Raw genomic sequence first — 16747 nt, 5'->3', positions numbered from 1 at the left:
ATCATTATGACGATATTCAGGAAGACCCTTTGCACTTTTGCCTTTGCAACACTGGCAATCGGTGCCATCGCAACCGCACCACAGAAAGCAGCGGCAACCGAACAGGATACGCTGGTTGTCGGCACCATGTGGGAAGCCCTTCCGCTGGCGATGCAGCCGCGCCGGTCACGCTTTTTCAATGAAAGCGAGATCCTCGATACGCTGGTCAAACTGGATTATGACCTGAACACCATTCCGGGTCTTGCGACATCGTGGGAACGCGTTTCACCGACTGTCTGGCATTTCAACCTGCGTGAAAATGTCGTCTTCCATGACGGAACAAAGCTTGATGCCGAGGCGGTCAAATTCTCGCTCGAACGGGTGATTGCGCTGCTGCCTTATGCTGCCGACCTTTTGAACATCAAGCAGATGTCGGTGGCCGAACCGCTGGTTCTGGAGATCGAGACGAACGAACCGTTTGCCGCACTTCCCAACCAGTTGACCGACGCGATCACCGGCATTTATGCCAAGGCATCGTTCAATGATGCGGGTGAGTTCGTCAAACCGATCGGCACCGGCCCCTGGAAGTTCGAGGAATACCGCAAACAGGACCGTACCATCGTGACGCGTTTTGATGGGTATTGGGGTGAAAAACCGGCCCTTTCGAAAGTCGAATACCGGTTCATCCCCGATCACAATTCGCGCACGCTGGCCCTTGAAGCCGGTGAGGTTGATTTCATCGACAATATGCTGCCATCCGATGTGGCACGTCTGTCACGCGATGAAAACTTCAAGGTCTATTCCAAACCGATTGCCGGGCTTTATTACGGTGCGTTCAATGCCGGGGACAAAAGCCCGCTTTCGGATGTGCGCATTCGTCAGGCGGTCAATGCGCTGGTGGATCGCGATCTGATCGTCAAGGGTGCGCTTGACGGGATTGGCGAACCGGCATGGGATTTCTTTGGCCCGCAATTTGATTGGGCGCCCAAGGCCGATGCCCCGTTCAAGCTTGATACCGGTTTGGCGACGTCGCTTCTGAACGACGCCGGATATGAACAGAATGACGGCAAATGGGAAAAGGATGGCGCGCCGCTGACACTTCGTATCCTCAGCTATTCCAGCCGAACCGAAATGCCCGCGATTACCGAGGCACTCGCCGCCCTTCTGAACCAGAACGGCATCGCCACCGATGTGCAGATGTATACCTGGGAAGGGATGCTTGATCTGGTCAAGCGCGGTGAATATGACATTTCGGTCGTGTTCTGGACCCCGGAAATGACCGGCCATCCGGACCTGCACCTTAAATCGCAGTTCCATTCGAACGCCGGGCTGAATTACCAGTTCTGGAACAATGCCGGTTTTGACGAGGCGGTCGATACCGGACGGACCCTTTCGCCCGGCGCGGAAAAGGACGAAACCTATCGCAGGGCGGTAAATATCCTGCATGACGATGCACCGATCATTCCGCTGGTGCACAAGGTTTCGGTCGGGGCTTCGGCCAAGGATGTTGAAGGTTATCGCATCCATCCGTCCGGCTTCTTCTATGACTTCAAGAGTGTGTCGAAAGACTGACGATCTTCCCGTCCCCGGCATTATCGCCGGGGACGGGATTTTACGCGCTTTTCTTGCAGGAAACAGCCATGGGACTTTGCCTGTTTATCAATCCGATCAAGGGGGCCGGGGATGATTTGCCCGATGTGGGTGATCATGCGCCCAATATCGCACAGATCGATCATTACGACCTGAGCGATATCGATCTTTCACCCTATGCCGCCCTGATGTTGCCCGCCCATCTTGATCAGCGGTTTTTCGGGACGCTGACGAGCAAGATCGAGGGGTTCCTTGCCCAGGGTGGGACGCTTGTGTTTAACGGGCATGTCGCATGGCCGATGTTGCCGGAATTTGAGACTTTTGTTCCGCTTGAAAGCCAGTCGCTTGAAAACCTGATCATTCATCGCCTTGCCGATCATCCGGTTTTCGAAGGCGTGGATACGCAGCATCTGACATTCCGGCGCGGTGTGGCGGGGTTTTATGCCCGCGGTTACAACCCGCCACCCAAGGGTGCGATTGCCCTGCACGGGGTTGGCCCGGACCGGTTGCCGTGCGATTGGGTTTATCATCGCCCCGAGGGCGGACGCATCCTGATGCATGCAGGCAATGATTTATGGATGTATGCCGGATCAAAAGACAGCACCGCACGGATCGTGCCGCAGCTTTGCCTTTGGGCCGGTGGCGATGATCACGAACAGGGAGGCGCATCATGACCAGCAGGATTGCAGCCCTTGATGGCGGGACCTATTACCATCACAGAACGCTTTATGAGCCGCGTTATCGCGACTTTTTCGATGGCGTGATCTATACCCGTGAACTGGGCGATACGGTGCTTGAGGATTATGACACGCTGATTGTGTCATGCCGTACCGATCCGTCCGTGTTGCGGCCGCACCGTGAAAAGTTCAGGCAGTTTCTTGAAAGCGGCAGAACGCTCGTGATCATGGGATCGACCGGACCAGCAGAATGGATTTCGGGGATCGAATGGCATTTCACCCCGACCAATTTCTGGTGGTGGAAGGAAGGCGGCAGCCTTGGCCTTCACGTAACCGCACCAGATCATCCGTTATTTGATCACATTACGCTGGCCGATGCGACGTGGCATCATCACGGGCATCTGATCGTGCCCGAGGGGGCGGCATCGCTGATTGATGTTGGTGATCTGGGGTCGGTTCTTTATGACGATACGGTCACCACGCCGGGCCGGATGATCGTCACCACGCTTGACCCGATGTATCATCACGGCAGCCATTTCATGCCCGCGACGACACGGTTTCTTGACGGGTTCCTGCCGTGGTTAAAGGGCATGACGCCGTCCTGAGCAGTCATAGCAAAAAGCCGCCCGGACGTTTGGTTTCGGGCGGCTTTTTTATGCGGTAATCGGATCGGCTATTTCACCGTGGTCAGATCAACCCCAAACCATTTTTCTGAAAGGGCGCCTAGCGTTCCGTCAGCCCGCATGGCATCGACGATTTCGGTGATTTTGGCGTTGAATTCCGCATCCCCCTTGTCGGTTGCGATGGCGAGCGGCTCATAGACCAGCGGCTCGCCCACCATGCGGAACGGCATGCCGTTTTCAATTGCGGCGGTTGCCGTTGGTACGTTGGACAGAACCGCGTCAATGCGCACACCGTCCCCCAGACGCAGATCATCAAAAGCCATGCCATCCGACTCATAGGTCTGGATCCGGCCCGGTGTGACTTCGTAGTCGAAGGGCGGCACGCCCTCGACATCCATCACAAGGTTATGGCGCAGGTAATCTTCATACGAACAGGCGGCACAGGCGCCGACCACCTTGCCATCCAGATCGGATGCGGACTGATAGGTTGTGTTGTCCTTATGCGTGACCAGAATTGCCGGGGTATAGTAATAGACCGCCGGGAAATCGAGGACTTCGGCGCGTGCGGTTGTCGGGGTCATGGAACCGACCGCGATATCCCACCGCCCGGCCCAGCGTCCGGCAACCTGTGCTTCCCAAGAGGGTGTAACCGGTTTGAACTCCGCGCCAAGCCGTTTGGCGATTTCACGTGCGACTTCGACATCAAAACCGGTTAGCTGATTGTTTTCATCGGTAAAGGCAACCGGCGGATAGCCATCGGCCGTCGCACCGACCAGCGTTCCGGTTTCCATCACACGATCAAGGGTTTCGCCCGCCATCCCGTTGGCAAACGGCATAATTGCAAAGGTGACCCCGACCAGAAGCATCCCGGTTTTGTGAAAGCCCATTTCCTAAAACTCTCTTTTTGTGTAGTTCTGACGCAGTTTTATACAATTTCATGAAAATGTCAGCGCCGATGACCACGCCCCTGCCTGAAAACGCATCCCGCCCCAGAACGAAGACCGGCCCCGGCTGGCCGCTTGGGCTGTTTTCGGGGATTTGCGGCGTGATCCTGATAGCAGCCCAGCCGGGCATCTGGATCGGCATGGATAACATGATTGGCGATGTCATCGTGGCCGTCGTGCTGGGCTTTATGATCTGGCTGAATTTTCGTCTGCTGCATAATCTGCCGTTCCGGGTGCAGACCACGATCATCTGGGCGGAACTGCTTTTGGGTTTTGCCCTGTTCTTTTACAGCTTTGATCTCAGCTTTGATTTCATCGGCTCGCGCCTGCCCTTCCTGCTGGGGCTCAGGCTTGAAGGCGAGTTTCTTCAGGGTGCGGTGCTGACGCTTTTCATCTCGCTGGTGTCGATCTTTTGCGCGACGGTGCTGGCCCTGGCGGCAGCCCTTGGGCGTTTATCGAAGAACGGCGTGTTTTACGGGATTTCGACCTTTTATACTTCGTTCTTTCGCGGAACACCGTTGTTACTTCAAGTCATGCTGATCTATCTCGGCCTGCCGCAGGTCGGCATTGTCCTGTCGGCTGTCCCGGCCGGGATCATCGCCCTGTCGCTATGTTACGGGGCCTATATGGCCGAGATTTTCAGGGCGGGTATCGAAGGCGTTCCCGAAGGCCAGACCGAGGCCGCGCTGTCGCTTGGGCTTAAACCCAGTCAGGTCATGCGTCTGGTGATCCTGCCACAAGCCTTGCGGCTGGTGATCCCGCCGACCGGCAACCAGTTCATTTCGATGCTGAAAGATTCGTCCCTGGTATCCGTGATGGGCGTGTGGGAGCTGATGTATCTGGCGCGCACCCATGGGCGGTCCGAATTCAAATATATGGAAATGCTGATTTCGGCAGCGCTGATTTACTGGGTGCTTTCGGGGATTTTCGAATTCATCCAAAGCCGGATCGAGAAAAAGCTCGGCAAGGGTGTGCGGGTCTGATCCCACAGGCCCGTTGATATCATTGCCATTCCCCAACGTTGGTTTTGCGCCGAAATCCGCCCAAAATCCGCATTCAACTACGGGTGCGGATTTTTTGTTACGAACTCGAAACTTGCTTATCGGGATCAAACAGAAAACCCTATTAAGCTCAAACAGGCATAACCGGACCACGAGGGGATTTATCGCTTGACGAATCGTTATGATATAACATAACAAATAATACCTCACCAATAGCCATTTCCCCGTTTCGAACCGGATTGATGTCATGCCAATTTCTGCCCTTCGTTGCGCCCTGCTTGCCCTGCCGTTGCTTGCCCTGCCCTATGGGGCGCAGGCAGCCGAAAATCCGTCGGTCGTTGTATCGATCAAGCCGATCCACGGCATTGCCAGCGCAATCATGGCAGGCGTTGGTGAACCGGTTCTGCTGCTTGATGGTGCCTCATCACCGCATGCCTATTCGCTGCGTCCCAGCGAAGCCCGGTCGCTTCAGGAAGCTGATCTGGTGATTTATGTGTCGCACAGTCTTGAAGGTTTTCTGAAAAAGCCGCTGGCAACCCTGTCGGGCGATGCCCATCAGCTTGAACTGGCCGATGTTGAAGGCCTGACCATCCTGGCAATGCGTGAAGGCGGCGCGTGGGAAGCCCATAGCCATGATCATGGCGGCCATGACCACGATGATCATGATCACGAAGATGAACATCATGACGGGCATGAAGATCACGTCCATGCCGAAGAACATGACCATGATCATGAGCACGAGCACGAGCACGAGCACGAGCACGAGCACGAGCACGAAGGTGAAGAAGGTCACCATCATGATGAACACGGTATTGATGCCCATCTCTGGCTTGATCCGGCCAATGGCGCATCTATCGCAAAGGCGATTGCCGCTGAACTGGGTGAAATTGATCCGGACCATGCAGGCACCTATCAGGACAATCTGAAAAAGTTCCTTGCAAGCCTTGATGCACTTGGGAATGATCTGGACAGTCAACTGGAACCGGTCCGCAGCAAGCCGTTTGTCGTTTTCCATGATGCCTATCAGTATCTGGAAGCGGGATTTGGCCTGAATGCGGTTGGTTCGATTACTGTTTCACCGGAACAGAAGCCCGGAGCAAAGCGCCTGCATGAGATCGAAGACAAAATCCGGGACAGCAATGCTGTCTGTGTCTTTGCCGAACCGCAATTCCGCCCGGCCATCGTTGAGGCCGTGGTTGCCGATACCGGCGCGCATATCGGAACGCTTGATCCGCTGGGCGCGGATATTCCGGCAGGACCAGATGCCTATCAGAACATCCTGCGCCAGAATGCTGGCGCGTTGGCGGACTGCCTTTCGCAGTCCTAAGACGTTTGTTGCCGGCATGCTTGCATCCGTCCTTTGGGTCGGATCAGGCATGCCGGCATCGGCACATCCGCATGTCTGGATCGATGCCGATGCGCAGATGATTTTTGAAGACGACAAAATCACCGCCATCCGGCTGCATTGGGTGTTTGATGACCTGTTCAGTCTGACGCTGATTGACCAGTTCGACAAAAATCGTGATTTGCGGTTCTTTGATGAAGAAAACACCGACGTTCACGACAATGCGTTTGCATTGCTTTCCGAAGTTTCATGGTTGACGCATCTGCGCCGGAACGAGGAGCTTGTGACCTTTGCCGGGGCAACGGACTTCAAGGCCGATATTACCGATGACCGTCGGGTGAGTTACGATTTCACCCTGACGCTTAAAGAGCCGCTTGACCCGATAAAAGATGCCGTTGCCCTGTCGGTATATGATGCGGAATTCTATATTGATGTTGCCTTTACCCAGGTTGATCCGATCCTGTTCAAGGGTAACCGCCATCTCAAATGCCACTATGAAATGAGCGAAGATGAAAAGAACCGCATCTATTTTGATCTGGTTTCGCCAATACGCGCCGACCTTGCCTGCCAGAACGAGGTTGCGGATGCCGGTTCTGATCATGGCCTTTCTGCTGGCGATTTCGTTTCTGCCGAGCAATCAGGCCGCAGCACAAGCCAGTAACCTTCTGGGCCGCGGCACAAGCAGCGAACAGGCCCCGAATACTCCCGATCAGACGACACAAAATGACAGCGAGAGCCTGATCAGCCTGCCGGGATGGCTATCGGATATTGTCGGTCAGGTGGTGGTGATCCAGACACAGCTTAACCGACAGATGACAGCAACATTGCGCAGTGCCAAAACTGGCGATGCGTGGTGGCCGGGCCTGACCATTATCGCGCTTTCATTCGCCTATGGCGTGTTTCATGCGGCGGGCCCCGGCCATGGCAAGATGGTCACAACCACCTATTTCCTGTCGCGTGATGCCGGATGGAAACAGGGTGTTGCCATGGGCAGCCTGATTGCCGGCGTTCAGGCGGTGACGGCCATCGTTCTTGTCGGGTCGCTGACCCTGATCCTTAATCTTGGCCCGGCGGCAATTACGCAGAACGGACTGGTTCTGGAAGCCGTGTCCTATGCCCTGATTGCCGGACTGGGCGGATTCATGTGTATCCGTATTTTGCAGGGACGTGATGATTGTTGCGATCACGGCGGGCATGACCATCACCACCATGCACATGATCACTCACATCATCATGACCATGACCACGATCACGAACATGATCATGCGGACCATCAGCATCACAATCATGAGCATGGCCACGCCATCACCAAGTCCCGCTGGCAGATGATTGCGGGCGGGATTGTGGTCGGCCTGCGTCCCTGCACCGGGTCGATACTGGTGTTGCTGTTCACGCTGGCAAATGGATTGTTCCTGATCGGGATTGCGTCGGCCTTTGCCATGGCGGCCGGTGTGGCGCTGACCATCAGCCTGATCGGGCTGGCGGCCATCGGTATTCGTACCGGCACGCAGCATCTTTTCAGTGTTTCGGAAAGCACATCGGGCTGGCTTCGCCGCGGGATTGGCTTGGCGGGGGCCGCGTTGATTACCCTGTTTGGCCTGTTGCTGCTGCTTTCGGCAGCCCGGCAGCTTGGCTGGCTGTAAAAGATAACGGCCCGCAAGCAATCTTGCGGGCCGTTTGATTTAAAATGCCGCCCCGATTATTCGGCGGTCACGACTTTCATCACCAGTTTGCCATCCGGCTTGATCGGGCCGTCTTCCTTGGCACCCAGCGTATATTCGAAATAGCCGGTTTTCATGCCACCCTGCTCGGAATGGATCATCAGCATCAGCATTTCACCGGATTTGACCGGTTCCTGCAGGATGGCGGTAACATCCATGTTCTCGCCCTTTTTCAGCGGCGCATAACCGACAACCGGGCCCGGCTTCATCGCGGAATCGGTGCGATGCACCACCAGCCAGCCATTTTCGTCAGCCATGATTTTCGATGCACTGACGGTTCCGCCCGAAACATCCTGATCCATCGCATCGACCATCGGCCCCATGGCGTTGGCAGCCGTCGGAATGGCGGCAGTCAGGGCACCGGCCATCAGCGCCCCGCCGAGAATACCGAACATCTTTTTGGTCACCAGCATTTGAAGTCTCCTTGTCTGTTGAACCGGGACAGGCTTTTGTCTGCCGTCCGCTCGTGTCGCGCTTTGTTGCGCACATCGAAGCTACGCAGGCCAGACCGGCCGGGTTTCAGATCGGGAAACTTTTTTTGAAATCAGTGTTCGACCGGGATCAGACGGCCATGAATGGCAGGCCCCGTCGGACGCCCGGTTGGCGATCCGCCTTCGGGTTCCAGACTGATGCCAAAGGTCGCATTGCGCAGCAGGGCCGGATCAAATTCCCCCAGCGACCGGGTTGTTGGCACAGATGCGTTTTCAAGCAGCCCCAGCGATTTTGGTGCCGGTCCCAACTGATCGGATGCGATCCATAACTGATAAGTCTTGCCTTCCGGCAATGTTGCCGAAACCGGCCGGATGATCACGGCACGGGTATCCAGATCAATGCTCATGACAAAGGCGGGCTGGGTATCGTCACGATGGAAGACGGCGACAAATTGCCGGTCCTGAACCGGGGTGGCAAAATCCGATACCAGAACGGCTACCATCAGGCTTGCCGCCAGTGCGCCAGTGGCAAACGTCCCGATCCGCCAGCGGGTGAGTTTGCGTTTAAGCAGATCAATTTCGACAATATTATCCGCCTGGACACGCGCCCCTTCTATCCGTGCACGGATACCGGGAAACAGATCGCGCGATGGTATTTCATCGCGGTAATGCGCGTTTAATGGCGACAGGCGCTTTTCCCAATCGGCAATCGCGGCATTCAGATCATCCTCGTGCGACCGGCGTTCATCGACAATCCGGCGCATGTCGGGATCAAGCGTTCCCAACACATATTCCGCGGCCAGCATGTCGATATCTTCCCGGTCGGTCATGATCCGAGGCATTCCTTTAATTGTTTCAGGCTGCGATGCAGCCATGTCTTGATCGTGCCGACCGGTTGGGCAAACCGTTCTGCCAGTTCGGCACGCGAAAATCCGTCAAGATAGGCCAGCCTGACCATTGTGCGGCGATCATCATCAAGCCCGCCAAGGCAGATTTCAAGCTGGCGCAGGTCATCATTGCGTTCGGCATCATCGGCAACCGACAGATCATCGTGATCGGCCAGTTGATCGATATCGAAATCATCAACCACCGCGTCATGACGTTTGTCACGACGCAGCGCATCAATCGCCCGGTTACGCGCAATCGTTGCCATCCAGGTGATGATCGACGCACGACCCGGTTCGAAGTCCCCGGCACGTTCCCAGACCCGCACATAGATCTCCTGCAGGATATCCTCGCTTTGGGCCCTGTTTTTCAAGATACGCAGGACAATGCCGAAAAGTTTCGCCGATGTCGCATGATAAAGATGCCCGAAGGCGTCCATATCGCCGTCGGCCGCACGTGCCAGAAACTGTTCCAGATCCCGGGTTGATGTCCCCATGCCATCCGCCAAATATCGCCGCCGCAACCCTGCGACGAACCAATGTACCATTTTCCGGGATATTTGATCCCGAGCCATCAATCCGTACGTGCAGATTGGCAAGGTTGATCAGTTATCCGGTCAGAAAAACCTGTATCCATCAGCATTTATACTGGTCAGGGATGGCGTCGGTTGCCTTGATCAGGGCATCCATCACCATCCGTACTGCGGGCGAGCGGCGAATATCGGGATGAACGACCAGCCAGACCGGCTTGCTGAGTTCATTGGTCACGTCATCGGTGACAAGTTCCAGCCTGTCATCCTCGTCCGCCAGATAACGCGGCAGAAGGCCAAGCCCGTATCCCGCAGCAACAAAGGCCAGCACGGTCTGGGTATCGTCGGATTTGACCCGCATCGGCAATTTGCGGTTAAGCTGATCCCATACCCAGCCCTGCTGATAGTCGCCAAAGCTATTGCGCCCGTCGGCACAAAATTCCCAATCCTTTTCCGGCACATTGGCGGTGTAACCGCGCACGGCGTAAACCGCATATCGTATATCGGTCAGCTTGCGCGCGATCAGCCCGCTTTGATCCGGGGTTGCCATACGCACCGCCACGTCGGCCTCCCGCCGTGCCAGATTGGCAATCACGCTGGAACCAAGGATTTCATATTCCAGATCGCGCTGGTCTTTCAGAAGTTCGGCAAGGCGCGGCGCAAACAATATGCGACCTGCCACTGGTGGCACGGCAATGCGCACCACACCGTGCGCGGTTTCATCGCCACGTGCCTGGCGTTCAAAGGCAAGAACGTCTTCCTCGATCTTTGCCGCGACGGGCACAAGATTTTCACCGGCATCGGTCAGCGACCATCCCGTCCCCAGCCGGTCAAACAGCCGCGCCCCGACATCCTGTTCAAGGGCCTCGATCCGTCTTGCAACGGTAGTGTGATCCTTGCCGAGCTTTCGGGCAGCACCGGAAAGCGTGCCTTCACCTGCCAGTACGACGAAATATCGCAGATCGTTCCAGTTCATGATGGCTTATCCCGCTTGCGCAAATTTGCACAATCATAGCGCATTTTATCGGAATTACATGAGATTTATGCGCATGTCATGATCACGCCATATCAAACGAGCCCCCGAACAAGGAGATTTCGACATGGCCGTCTCCCATCATATCGAATGCGATGCCAATGTCCGGTTGAACCGCCCCTCGCGCCCTACCGTCTCGCAAATTGCGACGACTGCGATTGATGTCCTGCTGGCCGCGTACAAACGCCATCAAAGCCGCGCAGCACTTCACCGGCTGTCGGATCATCAACTGTGCGATATCGGACTGGAACGCAGCGAAAGCGGGTATGTATCCCGCGACAATTATTAAAAGATTCAAGGCGGTGCCTGATCAGGGTTCCTGACCCTTTCATTCTGGCAATCGACACGCTTTGATATGCCTCCCTCAGGCAGCAAAAGAGATCCCGCGCAGATACACAGCACGGGGTCTCTTTTTGTTTTTCACACCTGAAATTCCGCAGAAATGCTGTCGGCAGCCTTGATCAGGGCATCCATGACAAGCCGCACACCGGGGGAGCGGCGCATATCGGGATGCACCACCAGCCATGCGGTTTCGCGGCTTTCGCCCGCCGTATCGGCCCGGATCAGTTCAAGCCGTTCGTCCCCGTCCGCCAGATAGCGTGGCAACACCCCCACCCCGTGCCCGGCGGCGATGAACTGGCGCACGGATTCCGTATCATCGGCCCGGAAACGGCAGGGCAGTTCACGCCCCATAATATTGCGCACCCATTCCTTTTTGGCGGCCCCATAGGATGTATCCTCGTAGCCGCAAAATTCCCAATCCTGTTCGGGCACGCGCGCGCTATATCCCCGCGCGGCATAAAGGCCGACGCCAAGTTCGACCAGCTTGCGGGTGATCAGGCCGGGTTCGCGCGGGGTGACCATGCGCACCGCCAGATCGGCCTCGCGCCGAGCCAGATTGACGACATTGGACGCCCCGATAATTTCAAATTCCAGTCCCTTGTGCGCGGTTAGCAATTGCGCCAAACGCGGGGCAAACAAAACCCGCCCTGCCACCGGGGGAACCGATATGCGCACCACACCGTGGGCGGCTTCGTCGCCTTTGGCCTGCCGTTCAAAGCCAAGCGCCTCGGCCTCGACCCGTTCGGCCACCGGCACAAGATTCTGCCCGGCGATGGTCAATTGCCAGCCGCGCGGCAAACGGTCAAACAGCTTGGTTCCCACCGCGTCTTCAAGCGCCTCGATCCGGCGGGCGACGGTGGTATGTTCCTTGCGCAACCGTCGGGCGGCCCCCGAAAGGCTGCCTTCCTCGGCAAGGATCAGGAAATAGCGCAGGTCGTTCCAGTTCATGTGCATGACCAGTTCATATGATCGGGGATCACCAGTTCCGTTTATTTTTGCACATTAAATCTGCGAAACAACCAAATTCCCGTTTTATTTTGCATATGAGAGGATCAGTTCATCGACGGAATACGGTTTTTTGCAAACCAGGAGGACACCATGACCTATCGGCCCCCGACCAAAGCACAGGACTTCGACATTCGTACCGACCCGATCGCCAACCGCGTGCCGTTTGGCCGTCTGATCGACAAGATCACCAACTATTCGGCCGACGCCCGCAAACGCAAGAACGAACGCGAAGTGATGGCGCATCTGAGCGACGATCAGCTTCGCGATGTCGGACTGCAACGCACATTTGATGGCAACCAATGGCGCGTTACGCGCATTGTCTGATGAAGATCCCCCGCCCCACCAATGAAAAAGGAGCCTGTTGCGGGCTCCTTTTTTGCAGTCGTCTATCAGGGGCAATCAGCCGCGCAGTTCGGCAACCTTGTCGGTGGCTTCCTGTGCAAGGCGGGTGATGGTTGCCCAGTCACCGACCTTGACCGCATCCTTGGGTGCCACCCATGAACCACCGACGGTGATGATGTTTGGCAGGGCCAGATAGTCACCAAGATTTGCCAGCGACACACCACCCGTCGGGCAGAATTTGACCTGCGGCAGCGGCCCGGACAGGGCTTTGAGCATCGAAACACCGCCCTGCTGTTCGGCGGGGAAGAATTTCAGCATGTCGTAACCATGTTCAAGCAGATACATGATCTCTGACGGGGTTCCGGCCCCCGGAAGCAACGGCACGCCGGTATCCTTGGCCGCCTTCAGAAGGCTTTTGGTATGGCCGGGTGACACGGCAAAGGCACAGCCGATTTTTGCCATGCGTTCCATCTGCTTGGCATTGATCACGGTGCCCGCACCGGTAATGGCATCTGGCACTTCGGCGATGATGCGTTTGATGCTTTCTTCGGCTGCGGCACTGCGCAGGGTGATTTCAAGCACCGGCAAACCACCGGCCACCAGCGCCTTTGCAAGCGGAACGGCATCATTGGCGTCTTCGATCACCAGAACCGGTACGACCGGGGCCTTGGACAGAATTTCGCGTGACGAAAGGCTCATTGGGTATCCTCCAGTTTTCGGTCAGGCCGTCAAAATCTTGGCACAACCGATCAGGGCCGGGTATTTCGCCGTCATCAGGCGCACCGGCACATCATTCATCAAATCATGGAAACGGCCCTTGGCGATCATACGATCCTTAAGGCCGCTTTGTTTCATAAAGTCGGCAATGCGCGGGCCAATACCGCCACCGATAAATACGCCGTCGAATGCGCCAAGCGTCAGGACCAGATCACCGGCCACCCCGCCCATGAACAGACAGAACCGATCTAGCACCTTAAGGCAAAGCGGATCGTTTTTCTGCATGGCATTTTCAACGATTTCAGCGGCACTGAGCGGTGTCACATCCATCCCGTCAATGGCAGCAAGCGCGCGATAGAGGTTTTCAAGCCCCATCCCCGACAGGATGCGTTCGGCCGACACACGGCCCAGCTCAGCCGTCAGGAATTTGACGATTTCATAATCGAGATCATCAACGGCGGGCAGTGACACATGGCCGCCTTCGCCCTGGATCGGAATCCAGTGATCGTCATGGCGCAGAAGCCCCGAAACGCCAAGCCCGGTCCCAGCCCCGATCACCGCCAATGGCAATCCCGGGCGCCCCGGACCATCAAACAGCGTGATCAGGTCTTCGTCGCCAAGATAAGGCACGGACATCGCAAGACCGGTAAAATCATTGACCACTACCAGACGATCAAGACCAAATTCGGCCTTGAGCGCGTCCTTGGAAAACACCCACGGGTTATTGGTGAATTTGATGATGTCTGCGGATGCCGGGCAGGCCACGGCAACCGCAAATTCATTCAGATCTGCGCAATCGGTTTTCACCATGAAATCCCGCATGGCATCGCCGATGGTCGCATAATCGCGGACCGGCAATGTCATCGGTGATTGCGGATTTCCATTTTCGTCAATCCAGGCAAAGCGGGCGTTGGTACCGCCGATATCACCAACCAGCCGCATTATGCTACCTCGACCTCGGCTGCCCCCGGAAGCACCGCACTGGCACCCAGTTCGGCCAGTCCGACATGTTCGCGGAAGACACCGAACAATTCACGACCGAAACCGGTCTGATGTTCGGCCTTGTTATCAAAGGTTGCGAAGTCACGCTTGGCCAGTTCGGCCTCGGTCACATTCAGGATCAGTTCGCCGGTTTCGGCATCAAGACGCACGATATCGCCGTCTTTCACCTTGGCAATCGGCCCATTCATCATGGCTTCGGGGGTGACATGGATTGCCGCCGGGACCTTGCCCGATGCGCCCGACATGCGGCCATCGGTGACAAGGGCGACCTTGTAACCAAGGTCCTGCAACACACCAAGCGGCGGAGTCAGTTTGTGAAGTTCCGGCATGCCATTGGCTTTCGGCCCCTGGAAGCGGACAACACAGACAACGTCGCGATGCAGTTTGCCGTCCTTGAACGCCTGCATCATTTCTTCCTGCGAGGTAAAGACCGCAGCCGGGGCTTCGATCACGCGGTTTTCCGGTTTCACCGCCGATACCTTGATCACCGAACGGCCAAGATTCCCCGCCAGCATGCGAAGGCCGCCATCGGCACTGAATGCCTTTTCGGCCGGGCGCAGGATTTCTTCATCATGGCTGGAGGCCGGGGCATCACGCCACGACAATTTGCCGTTGTCCAGATACGGCTCGGTCCCATAGGCTGCCATGCCGTTAGTATGAATAGTCTGAAGATCAGGGTGCAGAAGTCCATTTTTCAAAAGATCGCTGATCACAAAGCCCATACCGCCCGCAGCGTGGAAGTGGTTCACATCCGCCTGCCCGTTCGGATAAACGCGGCACAGCAACGGCACAAGGCGCGACAATTCATCGAAATCCTCCCAACGAAGTTCGATGCCCGCGGCACGCGCCATCGCCGGAAGATGCAGGGTGTGGTTGGTTGAACCACCTGTTGCCAGCAAACCGATGATGCCGTTCACAAATGCCTTTTCATCAAGGATTTTACCAACCGGACGATAATCATTTCCAAGCTTGGTGATCTGAAGCGCACGGCGGGCGGCCTCTTCGGTAAGGGCATCGCGCAGATCGGTGTTCGGATTGACAAATGCTGCACCGGGCAAATGCAGGCCCATGATTTCCATCAGCATCTGGTTGGAGTTCGCCGTACCATAGAAGGTACAGGTCCCCGGACTGTGATAGGACGCGGTTTCTGCTTCGAGCAGTTCCTTGCGACCGACTTTGCCCTGTGCGTAAAGCTGACGGATGCGGGCCTTTTCATTGTTGGGCAAGCCCGACGGCATCGGACCGGCCGGAACAAACACCGCCGGAATGTGACCATAAGCCAAGGCTCCCATCACCAGACCCGGTACGATTTTATCGCAAACGCCAAGATAAAGGGCCGCATCAAACACATCATGCGACAACGACACCGCGGTGGACATCGCAATCACATCACGTGAAAACAGGCTGAGTTCCATGCCCGGACGCCCTTGCGTCACGCCATCGCACATGGCCGGCACGCCACCGGCAACCTGTGCGGTTGCCCCGGCTTCGAACACGGCCTTTTTGATGCGGTCAGGATAAACACCCAAAGGCTGATGGGCGGACAGCATATCGTTATAGGATGTCACGATGCCCAAGTTGGCACCTTCGTCGCCATTGATGCGTTCCTTTTCGGCCGCACCGCAGCCGGCCGATGCATGGGCCAGGTTGCCACACGAAAGCGATGATCTGTGCGGGCGGTCGGACGCGGCGGCTTCAATGCGTTCCAGATATGCTTCACGGGTGGGCTTGGAACGTTCGATGATGCGTTTGGTAATCTGTTCTAATTCACGTTTCATGGGGTTCAGCCTTTCGGGTTCTCGGCGCTCCACCACAGATCGACAGGGATGTCAGTCTGCTGCAAGATTGCGCGAACCGGCATTTCTTCGATCTCGGTGCCGTTTTTCGCGGTTTCAAAGGTCGACCATTTGGATTGTCCGGTAATATGGATGCCAATATACCGGGCATTAAGGATGGCGGGCAAAGTCATGCTGATGCGCGGGACCGGGGATACGGTCGGGCGCGCGGCGGCAACCAGTTCGCCATGGGCGGGATACAGTCCCTTTTGCAGGGCATCAGGCGCGGATGACGGGAACAGGGATGCCGTATGGCCATCATCGCCCATGCCCAGATACACGATATCAAGCGGCCAGTTCAGATCGGTGCGAAGGCGGCTTGAAACCGTTGAAATTGCGTCTTCGGGATTGGCATCGCCGGTTTTCAGCGACACAAAACGCGCATGCTGGGCTTCGTTGATCAGGAAATGATCGCGAACCAGCTTTTCGTTTGACTGATCGTCATCCAGCCCCACCCAGCGATCATCGCCAAGGGTGACGGTGACTTTCGACCAATCCAGTTTGACGGTCGACAGTTTTTCAAAAAGCGGTTTGGGGAAACGTCCACCGGCCACCGCCATGCTGGCATGGCCGCGGGTGGCAATGGCGAATTCAAGGCGTTCCACGGTTTCCTTGACCATGGCCGCAAGCATGTCATCGCCGCTTTGGAAAATGCGTTCGTTTGTCATGTCTTCGTCCAGAAAATTGGGAACCGGTTCATCGTCACGCAAGGCCACCACGCCAAAAGCATGGCAGCCTGCACA

The 16747-nt window shown here is 56.4% G+C and carries 19 protein-coding genes; 9 read left to right on the top strand and 10 right to left on the bottom strand.

All coding sequences use genetic code 11. The annotated features are described in order from the left end of the window. Window positions 1-6: 6 nt before the first annotated feature. The 3 genes from J7395_RS12050 to J7395_RS12040 all read left to right on the top strand — a co-directional run bounded on the left by J7395_RS12050 (window position 7) and on the right by J7395_RS12040 (window position 2851). Complete coding sequence (locus J7395_RS12050) at window positions 7-1551, top strand: ABC transporter substrate-binding protein (RefSeq protein WP_209221629.1); 1545 nt, start codon at window positions 7-9, stop codon at window positions 1549-1551. A gap of 68 nt (window positions 1552-1619) precedes the next feature. Then, window positions 1620-2243 carry a hypothetical protein gene (locus J7395_RS12045; RefSeq protein WP_247742102.1) on the top strand — a complete coding sequence of 208 codons (624 nt, stop codon included), beginning with the start codon at window positions 1620-1622 and terminating at the stop codon, window positions 2241-2243. Then, complete coding sequence (locus J7395_RS12040; protein ID WP_209221628.1) at window positions 2240-2851, top strand: hypothetical protein; 612 nt, start codon at window positions 2240-2242, stop codon at window positions 2849-2851. Before J7395_RS12045 ends, J7395_RS12040 begins: the two co-directional genes overlap by 4 nt. Before the next feature lie 68 nt (window positions 2852-2919). Here the strand turns inward: J7395_RS12040 and J7395_RS12035 are convergent, their stop codons facing one another. Next, on the bottom strand, window positions 2920-3756 hold the full coding sequence (locus tag J7395_RS12035; protein WP_209221627.1) for a transporter substrate-binding domain-containing protein: 837 nt from the start codon (window positions 3754-3756) through the stop codon (window positions 2920-2922). A 68-nt stretch (window positions 3757-3824) separates the two neighbouring features. On the opposite strand from J7395_RS12035, the gene J7395_RS12030 reads away from it, so the two are divergent. The 4 genes from J7395_RS12030 (at window position 3825) to J7395_RS12015 (ending at window position 7802) form a co-directional block, all read left to right on the top strand. Then, on the top strand, window positions 3825-4796 hold the full coding sequence (locus tag J7395_RS12030; RefSeq protein ID WP_247742101.1) for an amino acid ABC transporter permease: 972 nt from the start codon (window positions 3825-3827) through the stop codon (window positions 4794-4796). Between the two features lie 265 nt (window positions 4797-5061). Continuing rightward, window positions 5062-6141, top strand: a complete 1080-nt coding sequence (locus tag J7395_RS12025) for a zinc ABC transporter substrate-binding protein (RefSeq protein ID WP_209221626.1) — start codon at window positions 5062-5064, stop codon at window positions 6139-6141. A gap of 16 nt (window positions 6142-6157) precedes the next feature. Further along, complete coding sequence (locus J7395_RS12020) at window positions 6158-6820, top strand: DUF1007 family protein (protein WP_209221625.1); 663 nt, start codon at window positions 6158-6160, stop codon at window positions 6818-6820. Continuing rightward, on the top strand, window positions 6744-7802 hold the full coding sequence (locus J7395_RS12015) for a high frequency lysogenization protein HflD (protein WP_247742100.1): 1059 nt from the start codon (window positions 6744-6746) through the stop codon (window positions 7800-7802). The genes J7395_RS12020 and J7395_RS12015 overlap by 77 nt, the downstream gene beginning before the upstream one ends. A 56-nt stretch (window positions 7803-7858) precedes the next feature. Here J7395_RS12015 and J7395_RS12010 read toward each other — a convergent pair whose 3' ends face one another. The 4 genes from J7395_RS12010 to J7395_RS11995 all read right to left on the bottom strand — a co-directional run bounded on the left by J7395_RS12010 (window position 7859) and on the right by J7395_RS11995 (window position 10701). Next, complete coding sequence (locus J7395_RS12010; RefSeq protein ID WP_097050751.1) at window positions 7859-8293, bottom strand: hypothetical protein; 435 nt, start codon at window positions 8291-8293, stop codon at window positions 7859-7861. A 131-nt stretch (window positions 8294-8424) separates the two neighbouring features. Further along, window positions 8425-9141 (bottom strand): anti-sigma factor, encoded by a 717-nt coding sequence (locus tag J7395_RS12005; protein WP_209221624.1) that lies wholly within the window; start codon window positions 9139-9141, stop codon window positions 8425-8427. After that, window positions 9138-9692, bottom strand: coding sequence for a sigma-70 family RNA polymerase sigma factor (locus J7395_RS12000; RefSeq protein ID WP_209221623.1), 555 nt, complete (start codon window positions 9690-9692; stop codon window positions 9138-9140). The genes J7395_RS12005 and J7395_RS12000 overlap by 4 nt, the downstream gene beginning before the upstream one ends. 139 nt (window positions 9693-9831) lie before the next feature. After that, window positions 9832-10701 (bottom strand): LysR family transcriptional regulator, encoded by an 870-nt coding sequence (locus tag J7395_RS11995; protein WP_062959326.1) that lies wholly within the window; start codon window positions 10699-10701, stop codon window positions 9832-9834. Window positions 10702-10825: 124 nt separating this feature from the next. Here J7395_RS11995 and J7395_RS11990 point away from each other — a divergent pair, with 124 nt between their 5' ends. After that, window positions 10826-11047 carry a DUF1127 domain-containing protein gene (locus J7395_RS11990; RefSeq protein ID WP_062959211.1) on the top strand — a complete coding sequence of 74 codons (222 nt, stop codon included), beginning with the start codon at window positions 10826-10828 and terminating at the stop codon, window positions 11045-11047. Window positions 11048-11178: 131 nt separating this feature from the next. Here the strand turns inward: J7395_RS11990 and J7395_RS11985 are convergent, their stop codons facing one another. Then, window positions 11179-12048 carry a LysR family transcriptional regulator gene (locus tag J7395_RS11985; RefSeq protein WP_062952971.1) on the bottom strand — a complete coding sequence of 290 codons (870 nt, stop codon included), beginning with the start codon at window positions 12046-12048 and terminating at the stop codon, window positions 11179-11181. Between the two features lie 150 nt (window positions 12049-12198). Here J7395_RS11985 and J7395_RS11980 point away from each other — a divergent pair, with 150 nt between their 5' ends. Next, window positions 12199-12432 carry a hypothetical protein gene (locus J7395_RS11980; RefSeq protein WP_062952561.1) on the top strand — a complete coding sequence of 78 codons (234 nt, stop codon included), beginning with the start codon at window positions 12199-12201 and terminating at the stop codon, window positions 12430-12432. Between the two features lie 75 nt (window positions 12433-12507). Here J7395_RS11980 and J7395_RS11975 read toward each other — a convergent pair whose 3' ends face one another. From J7395_RS11975 to pgl, 4 genes are read right to left on the bottom strand one after another with little or no spacing between them, the layout of a single operon-like run. Next, a complete protein-coding gene (locus tag J7395_RS11975) occupies window positions 12508-13149 on the bottom strand; it encodes a bifunctional 4-hydroxy-2-oxoglutarate aldolase/2-dehydro-3-deoxy-phosphogluconate aldolase (RefSeq protein WP_209221622.1) in 642 nt (213 codons plus the stop codon). Window positions 13150-13170: 21 nt separating this feature from the next. After that, complete coding sequence (gene glk, locus J7395_RS11970) at window positions 13171-14109, bottom strand: glucokinase (RefSeq protein WP_209221621.1); 939 nt, start codon at window positions 14107-14109, stop codon at window positions 13171-13173. After that, complete coding sequence (gene edd, locus J7395_RS11965; protein WP_209221620.1) at window positions 14109-15947, bottom strand: phosphogluconate dehydratase; 1839 nt, start codon at window positions 15945-15947, stop codon at window positions 14109-14111. The genes glk and edd overlap by 1 nt, the downstream gene beginning before the upstream one ends. A gap of 5 nt (window positions 15948-15952) precedes the next feature. Beyond that, window positions 15953-16672 (bottom strand): 6-phosphogluconolactonase, encoded by a 720-nt coding sequence (pgl, locus tag J7395_RS11960; RefSeq protein ID WP_037992486.1) that lies wholly within the window; start codon window positions 16670-16672, stop codon window positions 15953-15955. Between the last annotated feature and the right edge of the window lie 75 nt (window positions 16673-16747).

It is taken from the genome of Thalassospira sp. A3_1 (assembly GCF_017744215.1).
GTDB lineage: Bacteria > Pseudomonadota > Alphaproteobacteria > Rhodospirillales > Thalassospiraceae > Thalassospira > Thalassospira lucentensis_A.
The sequence above is the reverse complement of the archived record's forward strand: the minus strand, read 5'-3'. Positions and strand labels throughout refer to the sequence as shown.